This window comes from Mesorhizobium sp. Root102 (genome assembly GCF_001425625.1).
Taxonomy (GTDB): Bacteria; Pseudomonadota; Alphaproteobacteria; order Rhizobiales; family Rhizobiaceae; genus Mesorhizobium.
The window spans coordinates 1-20104 of sequence record NZ_LMCP01000014.1 but is presented as its reverse complement, the minus strand read 5'-3'; the positions used below and the strand labels follow the sequence as shown (position 1 = coordinate 20104).

At 63.9% G+C, this 20104-nt stretch carries 20 protein-coding genes; 15 read left to right on the top strand and 5 right to left on the bottom strand.

The annotated features are described in order from the left end of the window. Positions 1–38 precede the first annotated feature (38 nt). On the bottom strand, positions 39–680 hold the full coding sequence (locus ASD12_RS14985; RefSeq protein WP_056587237.1) for a hypothetical protein: 642 nt from the start codon (positions 678–680) through the stop codon (positions 39–41). A 194-nt stretch (positions 681–874) separates the two neighbouring features. On the opposite strand from ASD12_RS14985, the gene ASD12_RS14980 reads away from it, so the two are divergent. Genes ASD12_RS14980 through ptsP form a run of 5 tightly spaced genes read left to right on the top strand, consistent with a single transcriptional unit; the run spans position 875 to position 5592 of the window. Beyond that, positions 875–1312: a transcriptional regulator GutM gene (locus ASD12_RS14980; protein WP_023757337.1), complete on the top strand. Its 438-nt coding sequence runs from the start codon at positions 875–877 to the stop codon at positions 1310–1312. A gap of 52 nt (positions 1313–1364) precedes the next feature. After that, the gene (locus tag ASD12_RS14975) at positions 1365–2126 is read left to right on the top strand and encodes a PTS glucitol/sorbitol transporter subunit IIC (protein WP_056587234.1); all 762 of its coding nucleotides are present in this window, start codon (positions 1365–1367) and stop codon (positions 2124–2126) included. A gap of 16 nt (positions 2127–2142) precedes the next feature. Continuing rightward, complete coding sequence (locus ASD12_RS14970) at positions 2143–3144, top strand: PTS glucitol/sorbitol transporter subunit IIB (protein ID WP_056587231.1); 1002 nt, start codon at positions 2143–2145, stop codon at positions 3142–3144. Positions 3145–3170: 26 nt separating this feature from the next. Next, entirely contained in the window at positions 3171–3551 is a 381-nt protein-coding gene (locus ASD12_RS14965; RefSeq protein ID WP_056587228.1) for a PTS glucitol/sorbitol transporter subunit IIA, read from the top strand. Between the two features lie 55 nt (positions 3552–3606). Then, a complete protein-coding gene (gene ptsP / locus ASD12_RS14960) occupies positions 3607–5592 on the top strand; it encodes a phosphoenolpyruvate--protein phosphotransferase (protein ID WP_056587223.1) in 1986 nt (661 codons plus the stop codon). Positions 5593–5616: 24 nt separating this feature from the next. Here the strand turns inward: ptsP and ASD12_RS14955 are convergent, their stop codons facing one another. After that, entirely contained in the window at positions 5617–6420 is an 804-nt protein-coding gene (locus tag ASD12_RS14955) for a hypothetical protein (protein WP_056587219.1), read from the bottom strand. A 158-nt stretch (positions 6421–6578) separates the two neighbouring features. Here ASD12_RS14955 and ASD12_RS14950 point away from each other — a divergent pair, with 158 nt between their 5' ends. Beyond that, entirely contained in the window at positions 6579–7589 is a 1011-nt protein-coding gene (locus ASD12_RS14950) for a sugar-binding transcriptional regulator (protein ID WP_056587216.1), read from the top strand. Here the strand turns inward: ASD12_RS14950 and ASD12_RS14945 are convergent. From ASD12_RS14945 to ASD12_RS14935, 3 genes are read right to left on the bottom strand one after another with little or no spacing between them, the layout of a single operon-like run. Then, on the bottom strand, positions 7576–8427 hold the full coding sequence (locus ASD12_RS14945; RefSeq protein WP_056587213.1) for a TIGR01459 family HAD-type hydrolase: 852 nt from the start codon (positions 8425–8427) through the stop codon (positions 7576–7578). The genes ASD12_RS14950 and ASD12_RS14945 overlap by 14 nt on opposite strands. Beyond that, positions 8424–9698 carry an FGGY-family carbohydrate kinase gene (locus ASD12_RS14940; RefSeq protein WP_056587211.1) on the bottom strand — a complete coding sequence of 425 codons (1275 nt, stop codon included), beginning with the start codon at positions 9696–9698 and terminating at the stop codon, positions 8424–8426. The genes ASD12_RS14945 and ASD12_RS14940 overlap by 4 nt, the downstream gene beginning before the upstream one ends. A gap of 14 nt (positions 9699–9712) precedes the next feature. Further along, a complete protein-coding gene (locus ASD12_RS14935; protein WP_056587208.1) occupies positions 9713–10756 on the bottom strand; it encodes a class II aldolase/adducin family protein in 1044 nt (347 codons plus the stop codon). A gap of 193 nt (positions 10757–10949) precedes the next feature. Between ASD12_RS14935 and ASD12_RS14930 the strand changes: the two genes are divergently transcribed. The 9 genes from ASD12_RS14930 to ASD12_RS14890 all read left to right on the top strand — a co-directional run. Next, positions 10950–11732 carry a DeoR/GlpR family DNA-binding transcription regulator gene (locus ASD12_RS14930; protein WP_056587205.1) on the top strand — a complete coding sequence of 261 codons (783 nt, stop codon included), beginning with the start codon at positions 10950–10952 and terminating at the stop codon, positions 11730–11732. After that, entirely contained in the window at positions 11729–13108 is a 1380-nt protein-coding gene (locus ASD12_RS14925; RefSeq protein WP_056587202.1) for a hypothetical protein, read from the top strand. The genes ASD12_RS14930 and ASD12_RS14925 overlap by 4 nt, the downstream gene beginning before the upstream one ends. Next, positions 13105–14649: a sugar ABC transporter ATP-binding protein gene (locus tag ASD12_RS14920; protein ID WP_056587200.1), complete on the top strand. Its 1545-nt coding sequence runs from the start codon at positions 13105–13107 to the stop codon at positions 14647–14649. The genes ASD12_RS14925 and ASD12_RS14920 overlap by 4 nt, the downstream gene beginning before the upstream one ends. Next, positions 14646–15644, top strand: coding sequence for a ribose ABC transporter permease (locus ASD12_RS14915; protein WP_056587197.1), 999 nt, complete (start codon positions 14646–14648; stop codon positions 15642–15644). Before ASD12_RS14920 ends, ASD12_RS14915 begins: the two co-directional genes overlap by 4 nt. A gap of 76 nt (positions 15645–15720) precedes the next feature. After that, positions 15721–16659 carry an ABC transporter substrate-binding protein gene (locus tag ASD12_RS14910; protein WP_056587194.1) on the top strand — a complete coding sequence of 313 codons (939 nt, stop codon included), beginning with the start codon at positions 15721–15723 and terminating at the stop codon, positions 16657–16659. A 98-nt stretch (positions 16660–16757) separates the two neighbouring features. Continuing rightward, complete coding sequence (locus ASD12_RS14905) at positions 16758–17651, top strand: sugar phosphate isomerase/epimerase (RefSeq protein WP_056587191.1); 894 nt, start codon at positions 16758–16760, stop codon at positions 17649–17651. A gap of 132 nt (positions 17652–17783) precedes the next feature. After that, positions 17784–18137: a cupin domain-containing protein gene (locus ASD12_RS14900; RefSeq protein ID WP_056587188.1), complete on the top strand. Its 354-nt coding sequence runs from the start codon at positions 17784–17786 to the stop codon at positions 18135–18137. A 716-nt stretch (positions 18138–18853) separates the two neighbouring features. After that, positions 18854–19681, top strand: a complete 828-nt coding sequence (locus tag ASD12_RS14895) for a universal stress protein (protein ID WP_244482851.1) — start codon at positions 18854–18856, stop codon at positions 19679–19681. Between the two features lie 11 nt (positions 19682–19692). Next, positions 19693–20104 (top strand): MBL fold metallo-hydrolase (locus ASD12_RS14890; protein ID WP_156398595.1); only part of this gene is annotated, 412 nt, incomplete at its 3' end.

Sequence of the window (20104 nt, the reverse complement as noted above, 5' to 3'; positions counted from 1 at the left end):
ACGGTTTGCGTGTCTGGGGTGCGAAACCCGGCGCGCAGTCAGAGCTGGCGCAGCGCATCGCTCGCTCGCGCGGATCCGAGAGCCCTTTGCATGGCTTGCCGGGACTGTGCGCGATCCGGCGTGATCCAGTTCGGTTCGGCGCCCAGGAAGCGGTCGAGGAAGGCCACGGCATAGGCCGGCATCTCGGTCACGTTCTCGCGATAGGACCACCATGTGCGCAGATCGTCGGCACATTTGTCGATGTTCGGTGCGCTGCCGAATTCCTGCTCGTGGATCGCCGAAATTACCGAGACGCAGTAGTTGGTGTAGAGGAAACCCTCCGGCCAGAAACGGACGATTTCCAGCGTGCCGGCATTCGTTTCCGTCTCGATCAGCTGAGTGAGGCCGGAGATTTCCCTGGCCGGCGCCTGTTTGATCAGCTCGCGCAGCACTAGGCCGGCGGCAAAGACGATGAAGTCGGCGCGGTCGATCGCGGCGAAGCGCTTCTGCGCCTCCATGATCTCGACCCAGTCGAGAAAGGCCCTGGTGAGCTTGGCCTCATCGATCTCGAAGCGCACGCCGAACGTGTCCGAGACCACCTTGGCGCTGCCGCGAAAGGTGGCGCGGAACCAGCGCAACTGCCGCAACCGATGGCGAAGGTCGGGCATCAAGGCCAGTTCGTCCCTGAAGGGCAGATCCATGTTCCTCGTATCCTGTTCCCGGTCAGGCTAGCACAATGGCGCCGCCGCCGAAATCTGTCAGTGTCCCTGTGGATGACGACAGCTGAGGCCAATATCATACATATTGACATTCTCGGAAACAAATGTTCTCACTTTGCCGTTGTCACGCGCCGGTCCAAGGTGCGGTTCAACTGAGGCTTCGGGAGGAGAACCGAATGGCGATTTGGCAGTGGGGACTGCTTCTGCTGGTTATCGTGTGGGCGCTGCAGTCGCTCGGCGTCTGGCTGCAAATGCGGCACTATTCGGATGTCTTCAGGGGCGTCACCGACCAGTACAAGGATGGCTTCGTCGGAGCCGGCAATTTTCGCGGTCGATTGGCCAAGGGCACCATCGCGCTCGTCGTGGTGACACCCGATCTGGTCGTGCGCCGCCTGATGGTGATGAGCGGCCGTTCCGTCTTCACCAAATTCAAAAGACATGAAGAGTTCGAGGGCGTTCCCCTCGATCGACTCCGGTCCAACCCTGCAATCATGGGGGAGGGGGAATCCGGTGTGGCCGAGGCCGTGAAGCGGGCGATCGAGCAGATCGACAAAACACGGTCGGAGCCGGGGAAGAAGCCGGGTCTGTCCGGCTTGAACATAGCAAGGGCCTAGAGGACGCCGCGCACCGACTGGGATCAACCGGCGGGCGGCATAAGGAGGAGAAATGTCTGTATTTTCGTTGTTGGCGCAGCATGCCGACATGGCCGTGCATAATCTGCATGTGGCAGGTGCAATGGTCTCGGATGCTGCATTGCCTGGCAAGCTCGCCGTCGAGCATGCCTCGGACCATCTCGTTGTCCTCGCGCAAGCGGACAGCGGACCGATCACCGTCGATCAGTTCAAGGAAAAGCTGAAGGACGTGCAGCAGGAAGAGCAGCTCGGCTGGCTGACCGCCATCGGCAAGTACTTCATCGGTATCTTCCAGAAGGGCGGCGAGGTTTTTGCCGGCTTCGTCACCGGCATCATTCCGACGCTGGTGGTGCTGATGACGGCCTTCTACGCCGTCACCGAACTGGTCGGAGAAGAGCGCGTGCATGGTCTGGCGCGCGGCGCCGGCCGTATCGCGCTGACGCGCTATACGCTCTTGCCGCTGCTGGCGGTGTTCTTCCTCACCAATCCGATGGCCTATACGTTCGGATCGTTCCTGGAAGAAAAGCATAAGCCGGCCTTCTATGACGCGGCCGTGTCCTATGTTCACCCGCCGCTGGGCCTGTTCCCGCACATCAATCCCGGCGAGTATTTCGTCTGGGGCGGCATTCTCGTCGCGCTGCTGGAGCTGGAGAAGAAGGGCGTCGTCGTCGCCGGCTACCACGTCAAGGTGGCGATCTGGTACGCCATCGTCGGTCTCGTCGTCATCCTGCTCAAGGGCATGCTGACCGAACGCATCACCGCCATCATGGCACGCCGCCAGGGCGTCGAGCTGTAAGGGCGGGGAGGACATCATGGCCAAGACATACAAAGCCGTAAGGATATCCCAGGGCAAAACCGGCTGGGGTGGCCCGCTGGTCATCGAGCCGACCGAACAGCGCAGCAAGGTTGTTTCCGTCACCGGTGGCGGCATTCACCCGGTGGCGCAGCTCATCGCCGACATGACCGGTGCCGAAGCCGTCGACGGCTTCAGGGCGCCGCCGATCGAAAGCGAGATGGCGGTTGTCGTCGTCGATTGCGGCGGCACCGCACGATGCGGCGTCTATCCGCGCAAGCGCATCCCGACCGTCAATCTGACGCCGGTCGGTCAGTCCGGGCCGCTGGCCCAGTTCATCACCGAGGACATCTACGTTTCGGGCGTGAAGCCGGCCAACATCACAATGGCGGACGGATCCGAAACGGTCACGACTGCAGGGGGAGCAGCAGCGATGAGTTCAAGCAACAATGCGGCCGCGGCACCACAGCCGCTGCCAAGCGAGGGTGGGTTGATCGGCCTCATCAGCACGATCGGCCGCGTCATGGGGCGTATCGTCGGCATCTTCTTCAATGCCGGCCGCCGTACCATTGACCAGGTTATCCGCAACGTGCTGCCGTTCATGGCCTTCGTGACCATGCTCATCGGTCTGATCCTGTATACCGGCATCGGCGATGTGCTGGCGCAGCCGATGGGTCCGCTGGCCAACAACATCGTTGGCCTGCTGATCATCTCGGCTATCTGCGGCCTGCCGTTCCTGTCGCCCATCCTCGGGCCAGGCGCTGTCATCGCGCAGGTCATCGGCGTCGCCATCATCGGCCCGCAGATCGCCAACGGCACGATTTCGCCGGCAATGGCACTGCCGGCGCTGTTTGCCTACAATACCCAGGTGGGCTGCGACTTCGTCCCGGTCGGCCTCGCGCTCGGGGAGGCCAAGCCAAAGACGATCGAAATCGGCGTTCCGGCGGTGCTCATCAGCCGCCAGATCATGGGACCGGTCTCGGTGCTGATCGCGTGGGTCGTCAGCCTGATCGTATTCTAAGGAAAGCATGAAATGAGGTTCGCCATATGACGGTTCTGCTGAGAACACGGGTCACTGCCATCGGACCCGAAGTGGCGGACCTTGCCGAAGGGGGCGTGGTCATCCTGTTTGCGGATGGCTCGCCACCGGAGCTTGCCGAGGTGTCGGTGCTCCACAAGGCGGAGGAGGGACCAAGTGACGGAGCGCCCGCCAAGGGCGCTTCGATCACACTCGGCCCGGTTGTCGCCGTTATAACGGCGGTCGGCTCCAGCGCCTGGAGCAAGGTTCTTGAAATGGGCCATGTCGTCATCTCGTTCAACGGGGCCACCGAGGCCGAAAGGCCGGGCGAAATCTGTGCGTCGCAAGTCGACCCGCAAGCGCTCGTGGCCGCCCTTAAGGCGGGCGCGATCATCACCATCGCCGCCTGACAGCATTCGCGCCGCAGTCCATGTTGGAGCGGCGCCCAAAACCAGAGTATTTGCCATGGAACGCTCGACCATCGTCAGAGTGCATGAAGGTCTGCACGCCCGTCCCGCGACGCGGTTCGTCAAGCTCGCCAAGGGTTTCGAATCCGATGTCGAGCTGGTCAAGGACGGCAAGGCGGTCAGCGCCAAGAGCTCAGTCAAGCTGATGCTGCTGGCGGTCAAGGAGAACCAGGAAGTCACGGTGCGGGCGAATGGCGCTGATGCCATCGAGGCGATCGAGGCGCTGATCGGCTATCTCGAAAATCCGAGAGCAGGCCTGGATGACGAAGCTGACACGCAGAGTCCGGCGAATGATGCCGGGCAGGAAGTGGCACCCGCGCCAGTGCCCGAATCAGCGCCGGCAGCACTTGATCGAGCAAACGGCTTGCGCGGCGTGGCGGCAAGCGAAGGTTTTGCCATCGGCCCGGCCTTTGCGCATTTCCCGGCTGACATCGCCGGGCAAGGTCGCATGTTGCAGGCCGAGGAGATCGGCGGCGAGATCGACAGGTTCCGCACTGCTGTCCGCGCGGTCCAGGCACGCATGGACGATGCGCTGGCGCAGGACAGCCTGTCGGCTGGAGACCGCGGCATCGTCGCCGCACTCAGGGATATCGCCGCCGACGACAGCCTGACCTGTGAAGCCGAGAGCTTGATCAGGGGCGGCAACGACGCGATTTCGGCTGTCATCACCGCAGCCTCTACCATCGCCGCCGATTTCAGCGCCGTCGACGATCACTATCTCAACGCGCGGGCGGACGACGTTCATGCGGTCGGACGGCAGATCTGCCTCGCGCTGCTCGGGCAGGACGATGTCAGCCTCGAAAACATTCCCGAAGGCGCTATCCTGATTGCCGACGACATCGGCGCCTGGGATCTGGCGCGTGCGCCGCTGAAGCGGATCGGCGGCGTGGTTTGCGGCCATGGCGGCGCCACCTCGCACATCGCCATCATTGCCCGCTCGCACGGCATTCCGGCGGTGCTCGGCCTCGGCGACCAGGTCAACGCCTTGCGCACCGCGCGAGACGTCGCACTCGACGGCAATGCCGGCCATGTGATCATCGACCCCGACGCGGCGACCCGCGCCGATTTCGTCGGCCGTGTCGAAGCGGCGGCAAAGGAGCGCGCCGGGCTGACCGTCTTCAAGGCGGTGACGCCGAAGTTGGCCGACGGCAGGATCATCGAAGTCGCGGCCAATATAGGCTCGCTCGAGGAAATCGAGGCGGCGCAAGAGGCAGGCGCCATGGGCGTCGGCCTGTTCCGCACCGAGCTTCTGTTCATGCGTCACCTGCATCTGCCCTCGGAAGACATGCAGGCGGAAACCTACGCGGCGCTGGCCAAGGCCTTCGCGCCGTATCCGGTCATCGTGCGCACGCTCGACATCGGCGGCGACAAGCCGATCGCCGGCATCGAATTTCCCGATGAGGAAAACCCCTTCCTCGGCTGGCGCGGCATTCGCATGTGCCTCGACCGGCCCGATATCTTCAAGCGTCAGCTCAGGGCGCTGCTGCGGGCCGCCGTGCACGGCCACATCAAGGTGATGCTGCCGATGGTTTCCGATATCGGCGAAGTCAGGCAGACTCGGGTTTTAGTCGAGGAATGCGCCGCCGAACTGAAAGCCGAGGGCGTGCCGCATGCAACGTTCGATCTCGGCGTGATGATCGAAACTCCGGCTGCCGTGCTGATTGCCCCGGCGCTGGCCAAGGAGGTCGCTTTCTTCTCGATCGGCACCAATGATCTTACCCAGTACATCATGGCCGCCGACCGGCTCAATCCGACCGTGGCGAAGCTCAACGATGTCACCAATCCAGCCGTCATGTCGGCGATTGAAATGACGGCAAAAGCCGGCGTCGCCGCCGGCATCATGGTCGGCATGTGCGGTGAGGCGGCCGGCCGTCCCGACCTCATTGCGACCTTCGTGAAGATGGGGCTGACCGAACTCTCGATGAGCCCGGCCTCGATCCAGCGCGCCAAAAAGACGATCATGGCCATGGCCGCTGCAGACTAAATCTGAGTGCCCTCTACCGGCAAGCTATGGCAAATGGGCCAGCAAGGTGGCGAAAACGGGTGTCAATTCACTGATCGGGCTCGCCTTGGCGCAGGCCTGAACGATGCGGTCGTGACGGATGTCGGCGGCCAGGATCGCGATCTCCAGCATATCAGGTTCCGGCGAACCGTCCCTGCCGGTGGTGGCCAGGCCGCAGGCCAAAGCGAGCGGCGCCAGGCAGCTTATGTCGAGTGCCCGGCCACCCACCACCGCCGGCGCTTCCGGCGCGGTCTCGGCAAAGCGAACGGGATGCTGGTTGAGGCACTCGACCAGCAGCGCCGAACAGGTGGCCGCGATTGCCTGCAGTCCAGCACCCGGCGCCGCCAATGCGGCCAAAAGATCACCATGCCGCTTGCGCATCGTGGCATGGACGGCCGCGAAATCGGCTTCGTGGATGCGGGCATTGTCGATGTTCAGGCCGGCAAGTACCGCCTTGGTCAGATAATACATATCGCGCCGGAACAGGCGCTCCGCGCTCAGCTGGCGATCCTCGTTACCGACCGGGAAATAGGTGCCGAGGCCCTTTACCGTCGTGCCGTCCACCTTTATCGGGCGCTCATGCGGGACGAAAGATTCAGCAATCGACAGCGCTTCGTCGACGGCACTCGCAGCATGGCTGAGCAGGCCTTCGATGCCCTTGCCCGGAAACGGCGGCAGATGGCTGGTTGCTTCGCGCAGGACACTGGCGTCGCCGCTGCCGTCGTGCCGGCTCTGGCGGATGATTTCACGGACTTCCCGCAACCGGTCCTTCAGGTTGACGCGGACGTCTTCGGAGATTTGTCGGAGCATCGCGGATCGCCTCGAAATTGCTGCGGATGGCCACCAACTGGGGGCGGCCGCCCCCTCTACATTGTTCCTATCGATTGGTAGATCAATAGGCGATACTAGACCAGCATGCAGAATCGGCGACGGCGCGCTCGTCCGTCGCCGCAGGGGGAGAGATAGGCGTGGGCAGGCGACGACAGGGCGAAAGCAAAGACGGCCGAGCCGAGGCAACCGAGCAGGTCGCCAGCGAAAGCCGGACGGATCGGCTCAGGATTCGCGCCGCATGGATGTATTTCGTCGAGCAGATGACGCAGAACGAGATCGCCGATGTGCTCGGCGTCGGCCGCGTCACCATCGTGCGCATGCTGGCGGACGCCCGCGCGCGTAACGAGGTCAAGATCAGCATCGAGAGCGAATTGTCAGAGATCGTGCGGCTGGAGCGCGCGCTGGAAAAGACGTTCGGGTTGCAGCAGGCGCTGGTGGCGCCGCTTTCCACGCCCGACGCCGATCCGATACCGGCAATCAGTGCCAAGACCGGCAGTTTCCTGTCGGACACGATGAAATCCGGCATGCGTGTGGGTGTCGGCTGGGGTCAGACGCTGTTCTCGAGCCTGCCCTTCATCAGCGCCAAGTCGCTCACCGACTTCAAGGTCATTTCGCTGCTTGGCGGTGTCGGCGTCGTGCGCCGATACAACCCGGCCGAATTCGCCTGGCGCTTCGCCCAAATCTTCCAGGGCGACGGCTATTTGATCCCGACGCCGGCCGTCGTCGACAGCGTCGAGACCAAGATCGCGCTGGTCGAGCGCTGCGGCCTGCAGGAGGTTTTTCAAATGGCCAACGTGCTCGATGCCGTTCTGCTGAGCGTCGGCGGCATCGCCTCGGCCACCACCTTCTCTCGCGGCGGCTTTCTCAAGGAAGCGGATCGGGAGGCCCTGCTTGCGCGTGGCGCCGTTGGCGACCTTCTGTTCCATTTCTTCGACCGCAATGGCGATCTGGTCGACCATCCCGTCAACAGCCACGTGATGTCGGTGGATGTCGACCGTCTGCGCAGGGCGCCGATCCGCATCCTCACCTCCGGCGGTGCGGAGAAGACCGAGGCGCTGCTCGGCGCCATGACCCTGATCGCGCCGACGATCCTGATCACCGACGAGGAAAGTGCAAGGCGCATGCTGGAAGCGGTCAGCGGAAGCTGAAGCTATCCGTGATATAGTCCGGCCAGGCCTGCTGTTCGTTGAAAACAGCGGCGAGATCTGATGTGTCCGTCAGTATCCCACTCAGAACCAGCGCCGTGGCGATGCCGACACCATTGCCGCCTGATATATCGTGTTCGACACTGTCGCCGACGCAGACCACGATGCCACGGTCCGGCTTGCCGGCCAGAGCCAGTGCTGCGTCGAAAATCGCCTTGTAGGGCTTGCCGATGCGGGTGACGCTGCCGCCAAGGCTTTCGTAGAGATCGGCGATCTCGCCGGCGCCGAAGCGGGGGCCGACAGCCGTCAGCATGATCCTGTCGGGATTGGTGCAGAAGCACGGTACCCGTCGCGCCGCTGCCGGAGCAAGCAGCCGGCGGTAATGGTCGAGGTCGTAGCGATCGCCCTCGCTGGCTGAGATCAGCACCAGTTCGGCGTCTTCACCGACCGCCGTCAGCACGAGGGGTAGGCCTTCGATCGCGGTGCGGTCGCTGTCGCGGCTGATCAGCAGGCATTTTGTCCCCGGGCGCAGCTTCCCCGATGCCGTCATGTCACTAAAGGATCGCCACGCCACCTCGCCGGAAGAGACGAAATGGTCCCAGCTTCCCGGTTCGAAGCCGAGTTTCATGAGCCGGCTTTCATTGGGTTGTGCCCGCTTGCCGGAATTGGAAATCAGCACCACGGTCTTGCCGGCGCGCTTCAGCGCCGACAATGCCGCCACCGCGCCCGGATAGGGCTGCTGGCCGTCATGCAGAACACCGAACTGGTCCAGCAAGAAAACCTGGTAGCGCTCGGCCAGCGGGCCGATGCCGTCGAGACGCTCCACGTTCTTCGTGTTCATAGCAGCCCCGCCTCACTTGCACCCTGCAGCGCCAGCCGTGCCGTGCCGGCGGCGGCCTCATCGGAAAGCGCGGGCAGGAAGGTGACGCCGAGCTTGCGCTGCCGGATTGCCGTCCAGACCGCGTTTGCGGCGCCGCCACCGACGCTCCTGACCGATGTCAGTGCAGGCGCGCCAAGCTCGGCAAGCCTGTCATAGCCAAGCGCTTCGATCGCGGCGATGCCCTCGAACATCGCTTTCAGATAGTTTGCGTCATCCGCTGGCCGGGGCATGAGGCGTGGCGGTAGCGCCGGATCGGCGATCGGGAAGCGTTCGCCGATGGCGGGAAGCGGATAGTAGTCGAGGCCGGTCGTGGTGGTGGGGTCGATAGCCGCGCTGAGTTCAATGATTTGCGCGAGCGGAAAATGCTGCGCCAGCACCTTGCCGCCGGAATTCGAAGCGCCGCCCGCCAGCCAGGAGTCGCCGAGCCGATGGCTGTAGATGCCGAAGCGCGGCGCCGAGATCGGGCGCTCGGACAGGATCTTAATGGTCAGCGATGATCCCAGCGCCGTGACGCCGTCGCCGACGGCCGCGGCACCGGTCGCCAGGAACGAGGCGCAGCCGTCCGTCGTTCCGGCGACAACGGCCACATCCCGGGGCAAGCCGAACAGCTCCGCGGCGGCCGCGGTGAGATTGCCGGTGACATCGCCCGGCTCGACGACGCGCGGCAGCAACTCCATGCGCATCCCGGCAGCCGCGATCCAGTCCGGCCAGCGGCGGGCTTCGACGTCATAGCCGGTCTTCAGCGCATTGTTCTCGTCGCTGACATCGAAGCGACCTGAGAGATTTCCGGCGATCCAGTCGGCTTGGTGCAGCACCATTGCAATGCCGGGCACGCTCTGGAAGTGCAGGGCCTTGGCGAGACCGGATGTCGCTCCGTGCGTAGCACTTGCAGCCGGCGCCTCGCGGGCGATCGCCGCCAGGATGTCACCGTCGGCGACCTTCTCGTTGTACATCAGCGGCTCGGCGAGCGGCCGCCCGGCAGGATCGATCGGCAGCAGTGTGCCCGACGTGCCGTCGATGGCGATCGCGCGGACTGCGGCGCGGTCGATGCCGGAAAGCAGCTCTGTCAGCGCCGCCTTGACCGCTTGCCACCATGCCTTGGGGTCGCGGCCTTCGCGACCAAATCTGTCGAGCGGAACAGCCGAATGCCCGGCAATGGAAAAATCCGGGCGCATCGCGACGGCACGCGCACCTGAGGTGCCGATGTCGATGCCGATGACAAGTGGCATCATGTCGTCTGTCCTTGCTAGTTACCGGCCGCGTTGAGCTTCTGGCGATACTGCTCGGCGTCCCAATTGACCAGCTCGTCATTCTCGGCGGCGGTGAGATAGTTCAGCCGCGCGGCGATGTCGATGCGCGCCGTCACGTCGGCAAGGCAGCGTTGCATGGCGTCGGCGCCGGCACTGGCGTCGCCGCGCATCAGCACGCCGGTGGCGGGAAACAGGATCGCCGCCGGCGGCGTGCCCAGCCGCGCGATGACATCGGCCACGGTCTCGCCGAGCCCCGCCACGACGGAGCCCTGGCCGAGGAAGATGACGTGGTCCGGATAGAGGCTGCCGGCCTCCGCCATGCGACGGCTTTCCGGGTCGAGCGCAACCGCATGCGCTTCGACATCGGCCGGCAATCTGTAGAAGCTGTCGCCGGCAAGCACCGTCAAAGCGGCAAGGTCGGGCTCGGCAGTAGCGCGCGCCGGCCGGGCCAGCAGCGACCGGACGCGGTACAGCAGAAGCTCCGCCCCGGCGACGGTTTCGGCGGCGACGACCAGCCCGTGATTGCCAAGGATCAGCACGTCGACATCAGGCCGGAGCTTTTCAGCAATGCCGTGGGCAAGCGGCAGGCCTGGCCGGAAATAGGGCACATAGGCCCATTCGATGCCATCGAGCCGCCTGGCGACCTCGGCCTCGCCATTGGCCTGCACGGCAAGCGAGATCGTGTCGACGCAATGGACGTGCAGAACGACGCGCTGCGGCATCAGGGCGTGCACCGTGGTCTCGATCGACGGACGCAGGCCGCGCGGGTTGAGGGCCGCAATGGTAAAACCCTGCGGCTGGTCGGCGGCGCGGTCGCGCTGTTCGACCGCCCTGAGCAGCGGCGCCATTGCCACCGGCACCATGATGTCGTCGGTGAGCGCATCCTTCAACCAGGTGCCGGAGGCCTTGATCCACAAAGTGTCGCCGGCTTTCAGCGAAGTGTTGCCGCCCGCCGCCTGGGTCAGATGCGGGCTCTGCCCGATGCTGGCCGAAAGCGCCCGCAAGGCCGCCAGCTCCTGTGCGTCAGCTTGGGTTGCCATGGCGCTTTTCCTCCAACGGCTCGGCCGTGTCCCGCGCGAAATCCCGTTACCAGGATCGAATTGGCGCTGATATCGCAGATACGAGTGATCTACGTCAACAGTGATCTACTATCATCAAAACCCGCTTGCAATCTGGCTAATGTTGAGTAAGTTGCACCAACTGCCGTGAAAAATGGCACTCGGGAGGAAAGAGTTGAGCGACTCCGGCCGCCAACGTCAGATCGTCGAACTGCTGCGGGATCGCCCGTTCGCCTCGGTGCGCGAACTGCAGGAGCGGCTCGGCGTTTCGGCCGCGACGGTCAGACGCGACATCGACAGGATCGACGAGGCCGGCGAAGCGCGGAAGGTCTATGGCGGCATCTCGGCGCTCGATGGGGCTTCCCAGGCCGGTGTCGCCTATGCCAGGCCCTATGACGAGAACCGCGACCTTGCGGTCGAGGCCAAGCGGCAGATCGCCGCTCTTGCGGCGACCATGGTGCGTGACGGCGATGCGGTCATCGTGCATGGTGGTTCGACCTGCTTCCATCTCGGGGTCAAGCTCGCCGAGCGCAACATCCGGCTCTACACAAACTCGATGCCGCTCGCGGCCTACCTCAGCGACCACGGCCATTGCAGCCTGACGGTTGCCGGCGGCGACCTGCATCGCGAACCCGGCATCATCCATTCGCTCGCACAGGCCGCGCCCTTCTATGCCTCGAAATTCTTTCTCGGCGCGCAAGGCCTTGGCCAGGAAGGCGTGATGGAATCGCATCCGCTGCTGGTGCGCTCGATCATCGACCTCAGCCTGTGCGCCGACCAGATCGTGGTGCTGGCCGACAGCCGCAAACTGTCGATCCACGCGCGCAATGTCGCGCTGCCGCTTTCCCGCATCGGCACGCTGGTCACCGATGACGGCCTCTCCGACACCGATGCGCGCATGCTGGAAGATGCCGGCGTCATGGTGCGGATAGCCTCATCCTCGGGAGCCATCCAGTGAAGGTGGCGGTCCTCGATTTCGGCAAGACCAATTCGAAACTGTTCGTCTTCGGGCAGGACGGGCGCATTCTCGACGAGCGTCGGACGCAGCCGAAATGGGTGCGCCAAGGCGGCTTCAGCGTGCTCGACGAGACAGCGCTCCACGATTGGACTCTCAGTGCCGTAAACGATGCGGTCGAAAGCCACGGCGTCGAGGGGCTGATGGTGTCGGGCCATGGCTGCACCTTCGCCTTGATCGACGAGGCGGCGCTGACGCATCCGATCCTCGACTATGAGCAAGAGCCGCCGGCCGAGATTGCCGCGCGGATCGATCGCCGCATTCCGGATTTTGCCGAGACGTTCTCGCCGCGACTGCCGCTCGGCTTCAATTATGGCCGCCACATGCTGTGGCTGCAGGAGGTCGATACCGACGCGTTCGCCGTGTCGAAATCGATCCTCGGCTATCCGCAATACTGGAGCTGGCGCCTTGGCGGGCGGGCGGTCTCGGAAGTGTCCTATCTTGGCTGTCATTCGCATCTGTGGGCGCCGCGCCAGCGCGACTTTTCCTCGTTGGTCGACGCGCAGGGCTGGCGTGACCGGATGCCTGCCTTCGAGCGCGCCGGCGCCTTGACCGGCGAGCGGCGCCTCGGCGATACGGCGAGGCCGATCGCTATTCACAACGGCGTCCACGACTCGAATGCGGCGCTGCATGCCTATCGCCGGCAGGAGCTAGGCCCAGTCACCGTCGTTTCGACCGGCACCTGGGTCATCGTGCTTAATCCGGACTGCCCGCTCGACGTGCTCGACCGGGACCGCGATATGCTGGTCAATGTCGATGTCGACGGCGGTCCGGTGCCGACCATCCGCTTCATGGGTGGGCGCGAATTCGCGACCATCAGCGGCGGCTGGCAAGGCGAGATCGCCGGCCCGACGGTGCAGCGGGTGATCGACGCCGGCATCATGGCGCTGCCGAGCTTCGCGCCGGGCGGACCGATGTCCGGCCATTCCGGCCGGCTCGTCGGGCGTACGCCCGATGCCGAGGAGCGGGCGGCGGTGGCCCTGCTCTATGTCGCGCTGATGGTCGATCTCTGCCTCGACCTCATCCATTCGAACAACAGCGTGATCGTCGATGGCGGGCTGAACACGGGTGGTCTGCTCGCCGGCCTGCTGGCGCAGTTGCGTCCTGGCCAGACGTTCCTGCAGGGTGCCACGCTGGAGGGCAGCGCCACGGGCGCCGCGGCGCTCGCCTTCGAGAGCGTCGGGCGCGAATTTGCAGCCGAAGTGCCGGTGCCGGTGCGCGCTTCGCGTTTCACCGGATTAGCCCTCTATCGTGATGACTGGCGTGCGCTGGCCATGGACCGTGGCATCGCTGGTGCCGCGGTGGGAGGCGCGCGATGAGTGCGGCTGCCAAGGTTGAGACGGGGCGCCAGCCGGTTCTTGAAATGCGTCACATCTCCAAGACGTTCGGCGCCATCCGCGCCCTGCAGGATGTCTCGCTCAGCGTCCATGCTGGCGAGTTGCACGCATTGATGGGCGAAAACGGCGCCGGCAAGTCGACATTGATGAAGGTGCTTTCAGGCGCCTATCGGCCGGATGCGGGCGGCGAGATCCTGATCGAGGGCATGCCCGCCGCGACCGGCGATCCGATCAAGGCGCGCGCCAGCGGCGTCGCGGTGATCTATCAGGAGCTGTCGCTGGCGCCCAATCTGACGGTGGCGCAGAACATCTTCCTTGGCAACGAGCCGCGACGCTTCGGCATCGTCGACCGCGACCAGTGCACCCGGCGCGCCAGGGAGATCATTGCCCGTCTCGGCGTCTCCTTCTCGGCCCGCGACATGGTCTCCAGCCTGTCGCTCGGTGAGCGTCAATTGGTCGAGATCGCCCGTGCGCTGTCGACCAATGCGCGCATCATCGTGATGGACGAGCCGACGACGTCGCTGACCTCGCGCGAGACCGACCGGCTGTTCGAGGTTATTGCGACGCTGAAATCGCAAGGCATCGCCATCATCTACATCAGCCACCGCATGGAAGAGGTCTACCAGCTTGCCGACCGCGTCAGCGTGCTGCGCGACAGCGGCTATGTCGGCACGATCGAGCGCGCTGAGCTCAGCGCCTCGCGCCTGGTGTCGATGATGGTCGGCCGCGATCTGTCCGCCTTCTACAAGAAGGACCATCGGCCGCCGGACGCAAAGCGCGCGGTGGCACTCTCGGTGCGCGGCATGTCCGACGGCCGTCTGCTGAAGAACTGCTCGTTCGACCTGCACAAGGGGGAGGTGCTGGCGCTGGCGGGCCTGGTCGGCTCCGGCCGCACCGAACTTGCGCGGCTGATCTTCGGCGCCGATAGGCGCACGTCCGGCACGCTGGAACTCGACGGCAAGCCCGTAACCATCGGCTCGCCACGCGAGGCGCTGGATGCCGGCATCGCCTATCTGACCGAGGACCGCAAGGAACTCGGCCTGTTCCTCGACATGTCGATTTCTGACAACATCAGCATGGGCGTGCTGGCAAGGGATTCCCTCGCCGGCGGCTTGCGTGATTTCGCCGCCGCCGAAAGGCGCGCTTCCAAGGCTGTTGCCGATCTGTCCATCCGCACCAGTTCGGTGCAGGCCAATGCCGGCTCGCTGTCGGGCGGCAACCAGCAAAAGGTGCTGCTCGCCCGCCTGCTCGAAACCGAGCCGAGGGTCGTGATCCTCGACGAGCCGACGCGCGGCGTCGATGTCGGAGCGAAGTCGGAAATCTACCGGCTGATCGACAATCTCGCCAAGCAAGGCATCGCCATCCTGATGATCTCCAGCGAATTGCCGGAGGTGATCGGCGTCGCCGACCGCGTGCTGGTGATGCGCGACGGCACGATATCGGGCGAGGTGACGGCATCCGAAGGCGTGCCGCTCAGCCAGGAGAAAATCATGGAACTTGCAACGGGAGCGGCTCAGCAATGACCGACAAGGCGACCGAGATCAGCGCAGGCGGCCAGGCCACCGGCACGAGCCGGCGGTTGCGCACCGCAATCGCTGCCCTTGGCATGCTGCCGGTCCTGATCCTGCTGGCGGCCGGCTTCCAGTTCATGAACCCGCGCTTCCTGACCGAGACAAATTTGCTGATCGTCACCCAGCAGTCGTCGATCAACATCGTGCTGGCGGCCGGCATGACCTTCGTCATCCTGACCGGCGGCATCGACCTGTCCGTCGGCGCCATCCTTGCGGCATCGGCGATGGTGGCGGTGATGGTGTCGCTGGTGCCGGACTGGGGCCTGCTCGGCGTGCCGGCGGCCATTCTGGTCGGCCTCGCCTTTGGCCTGATCAACGGGCTGCTCATCGCCTACATCAAGCTGCCGCCCTTCATCGTCACGCTGGGTTCGCTGACCGCGGTGCGCGGCGTCGCCCGCCTGCTCGGCCAGGACACGACGGTGTTCAATTCGGACCTGCCGTTCGATTTCATCGGCAACGGTTCGCTGTTCGGCATTCCCTGGCTGGTCATCATTGCGCTGTCGGTCGTGGTGCTGTCCTGGCTGGTACTCAAGCGGACCGTGCTCGGCACCTGGATCTATGCCGTCGGCGGCAATGCCGAGGCAGCCCGGCTGACCGGCATCAAGGTGCCGCTGGTGCTGCTCTTCGTCTATGGCGTATCCGGCATGCTGGCAGGCCTTGGCGGCGCGATGTCGGCGGCCCGGCTCTACGCTGCCAATGGCCTGCAGCTCGGACAATCCTACGAGCTCGACGCCATTGCCGCGGTCATTCTCGGCGGCACCAGCTTCGTCGGCGGTGTCGGTTCGATCTGGGGCACGCTGATCGGCGGGCTGATCATCGCGGTGCTCTCCAACGGACTCATCTTGGCCGGTGTGTCGGACATCTGGCAGTACATCATCAAGGGATTGGTCATCATCGTGGCGGTCGCCCTCGACCGCTACAGGCTCCAGGCAGGAGCAAGAACGTGATTGACCTTAGTCGCCGGCGTAAACGACCGGTTTGTGTAACGCACCGTGAGAGGCGCGGGGCAATCGGAGGAAAGCAATGAAGACCATCGCCAAACTGCTCTGCGGCGTCGCACTCGCGTCGCTCGCCATCGCGCCTGCTTCGGCCAAGGACCTTAACAAGGTCGGCATCTCGGTCGGCCTGCTCGGGAACCCCTTCTTCGTCGCCACCATCAAGGGCATCGAGGACGCGGCCAGGAAGATCAACCCGAAGGTCGAGGTGACGTCGGTGTCGGCCGACTATGACCTTAACAAGCAGGTCTCGCAGGTCGATTCGTTCATCGCCGCCGGCGTCGATGTGATCATGCTCAATGCAGTCGACGCCAAGGCGATCGCACCGGCGGTGAAGAAGGCGCAAGCCGCGGGCATCGTCGTTGCCGCCTTCGACGTTTCGGCGCCGGGCGCCGACGTCACTGTCATGACCAACAACGTCAAGGCCGGCGAAGAGGCCTGCCAGTACCTGGTCGACCATACCGGGGGCAAGGGCGACTACGTCATCCTCAACGGGCCTGCATCGTCGTCGATCCTGGAGCGGGTGAAGGGCTGCAAGAACGTGTTGGCACAGCATCCCGACATCAAGATCCTCTCCGACGACCAGAATGCCGAAGGCTCGCGCGACGGCGGCCTGAAGGTATTCCAGTCGCTGCTCACGCGTTTCGACAAGATCGATGCGGTGTTCGCCATCAACGATCCGACGGCGATCGGCGCCCAGCTCGCGGCCAAGCAGCTCAACCGCTCGGAGTTCATCTTCACCGCCGTCGACGGCGCGCCCGATATCGAGAAGGAACTCTCCTCCGGCACCTCGATGATCAAGGCTTCGGCCTCGCAGGATCCTTACGTGATGGCTGGCCAGTCGCTGACGATGGCAGCCGAATTGCTTGCCGGCAAAAAGCCGGCGGAGCCGACCGTGCTGCTCGACCCGAAGCTGATCACGGCCGAGAACCTGAAGGACTACAAGGGCTGGACCGCGGCCCGCTAAACGTCCCTCAGCAGCGTGCGGCCGGGATCACCGGCCGCACGTCTTGTCCAGGCATCGGCTCCGCTTCTGGGTCCGATGCGCAGAAGCCGGAGACGATGATGTCGCGTATTGGAATCCATTCTTTCGTCTGGTCGGCGAGCTCGGCACAGGCCGATCTCGAGCGGACGTTGGCCAACACCAAAGAGGCCGGCTTCGACCTCATCGAATTCTCCTATCTCGACCCGGCCGATGTCGACATTGGCGGACTTGCCAGGCGCATCGCCGATCTCGGCCTTGGCGTCGCGATCAGCATCGGATTGCCTGGTGATGGCGACATTTCGAGCGCCGACAAGGCGATTGCCGCGCGCGGCGTCGAAATCCTCAATGACACCATCGCGCTGACGCGCGATCTTGGCGGCCGGAAGGTCGCCGGCATTCTCTCGACCAGCCACGGATTGCAGGTCGAGGCGCCCACGCGCGATCAATGGCAGCGCAGCGCCGGCACGCTGGCGAAGGTCGCCGAGACGGCCAAGGCGGCCGGCGTCACGCTCAACCTCGAGATCGTCAACCGCTTCGAAAGCAACCTGCTCAACACCGCCGCGCAAGGGCTGGCCTTCATCGAGGATACAGGCTCGGACAACATCTTCCTGCATCTCGACACCTTCCACATGAACATCGAGGAAGCCGATGTCGGGCTGGCCATCCGCCATGCCGCAAGCAAGATCGGCTATGTCCATATCGGCGAAAGCCATCGCGGGTTCCTCGGCACCGGCAACATCGACTTCGCGGCGATCTTCGATGCGCTGACGGCGATCGGCTACAGCGATGACCTCAGCTTCGAATCCTTCTCGTCGGAAATCGTCGACGAGAACCTGTCGAAAAAAACCGCCATCTGGCGCAATCTGTGGACAGACAATGTGGCGCTCGCCAAACACGCTCGCGCCTTCATCGGGCTTGGACTGGAGACGGCGCGGCGCAAGGCCGAGCTGGTCTCGGCACGGCACAAACCCTGAATCTGCCCGTTGACCCGATACGCGAGTGCGTCATGCACCGCATGGCGCCGGCATTGCTCGCGGCAGGGGCATCGGCTATCTGACCGTCCAGGCAAATGACGCCGGCACAACGGACCAGACGGAGCCCAGGACATGACACGCAACACGATCCTCAAATTTGGCGCCGTCGAAAACGCGGAAGCCGGTGATCTGACCGGCTGGGTCGTGATCGAGGGCAAACCGACCATGAAAACCGCCGTCCAGCACACGACCGAGGACGGCAAGGTGTTGTCGGGCACATGGCAGGCGACGCCCGGCACCTATCACGCGACATACACCGACTATGAGTTCGTGCACATGATCGCCGGCCGCATCATCATCACGCCCGACGGCGGCACGCCTGTCGAAGTCGGCCCCGGCGACGCCTTCGTGGTGGAAGCCGATTTCAAGGGAACGTGGAAGATCGTCGAGCCGGTGACGAAGCATTTTGTCGTTCGGGTTGGCTGAACGGGCTGTTTCCATTTTGCGTGAAAATCACCCGCCATGGTTCGCCATGGCGGGTTTTTCATGTTGGCGGCGACGCCTTAGAAATTTGACTTTGCATGGTGATCCCGACAGGAATCGAACCTGTGACGTACAGACTAGGAATCTGTCAGACGACCTTTCCTGATATTTCCCAATGCCTGTCATTGTACGATTGCGAGGTCTCTAATGATTTGAAATTATGCTGGTTTTCGTACTGCGCGGCTATTGTAGCGTAGACAAACCATCAGATCGAACACCACGCAATCGCCGTACTAATTTCATGACAGACCTACGACTGCCCCTCATCGACCGCGCCGTCGCAAACCTTGAGCCGGCGTCTTCGGGTCAATATTTTGCTCGAGACACCGATCTGCCGGGTTTCATGGTGCTTGTGGGCAAACGGCTCCCACTACCATTGCTCCTAACCAAATGCCGGCCACCCTCAGGGCTTTCGACGGCGCGGCAATTCAGGGATCAGCGCCCATCATCTAGCGGAGACGCATTTGCGGTGAATCAAAGCTAGCCTCGTCCCTTGTGACTACAAATGTCACGAACGATGGCCATCCGCGGCCGCACCGAGGCGAAATCCGATGAAGCTTATGGCATCTCTCTGTCTGGCGNGCCTCGTCCCTTGTGACTACAAATGTCACGAACGATGGCCATCCGCGGCCGCACCGAGGCGAAATCCGATGAAGCTTATGGCATCTCTCTGTCTGGCGACCTATCCAGACGCAAACTCCCCGAAGATTGCAGAGAATGCGGTTGCGCTCGTCAAGCAGATCGACGCGGCGCTCCATGCCGTTGCCATCAATGTCGACATTCCCGACGTCTCGAACGCGCTGTCGAGCTACTTGCTCGATCTTCCCCACAAGATACGAGAGGTCGAGGCGACCAGCCGCAAATGCGGCAGTGTCCTGCTGGAGGCGATTGCGAAAGCAGCAGCGCATGGCGGTGTGACCCTCACCACGCAGCTGCTGACCGCACCACCGGCCTTGATGGGCGACGTTGCCGCAGAGCAGTCCCGCTATTTCGATGTCTGTCTGGCCGGCTGGGCGCCGGGCAACCAGACGGCGCGGATGATAGCCGAGGCGATCCTGTTCGGTTCGGGTCGACCGGCCCTGCTTCTTCCCGACTCCACGGACGTTGGGGTYCTTGACCATGTCGTCATCGCCTGGGATGGCAGCCGAGTGGCAGCAAGGGCTGTTGCCGACGCGCGGGCGTTTCTCGAACATGCCTCCATGATCACCGTTGTGACCGTGACCGACGAAAAGCCGCTTCCGGGACAGGACATCGACGAACGCCTTGCGCAGGGCTTGAGGACGCGTGGTCTGGTGGCCGAGGCCGCCTCGATCCAGGCAGGGGATCGGTCGATCGGAACCGCTCTCCAGGAACACGCTCTCAAGATCGGCGGCAAACTGCTTGTCATGGGCGGATATGGTCACTCCCGCGTCAGGGACTTCGTGCTTGGCGGCGCCACCGAAGGCATTCTCGCGGACCTGCGCCTGCCTGTCCTCCTGTCGCATTAGGTCGTCCCGAGATGAGACGCGACACGGATCCTATCCTGCGTTTCCATGGCGCGGCCCATGGCGTCACCGGCTCATGTTATGAGATCGAGACGCCGCATTCGCGCATCCTTATCGACTGCGGCCTGTTCCAGGGGTCGAAGTCCGAGCGGGAATTGAACTACGGTCCATTCCCGTTTCCACCTGACGCGATTGACGCTGTCATCCTGACGCATGCGCACATCGACCACAGCGGCCTTTTGCCGAAACTGGTTAAACAGGGCTTTTCTGGTCCCATCCATACGACCCGCGCCACCATCGATCTTTGCTCGGTCATGCTGCCGGATTCGGCGCATATCCAGGAAATGGAGGTCGAGCACCTGAATCGCCGCAATGCGCAGCGCGGTCGGCCGCCGGTCGAACCGATCTACCGCCTGCAGGATGCCG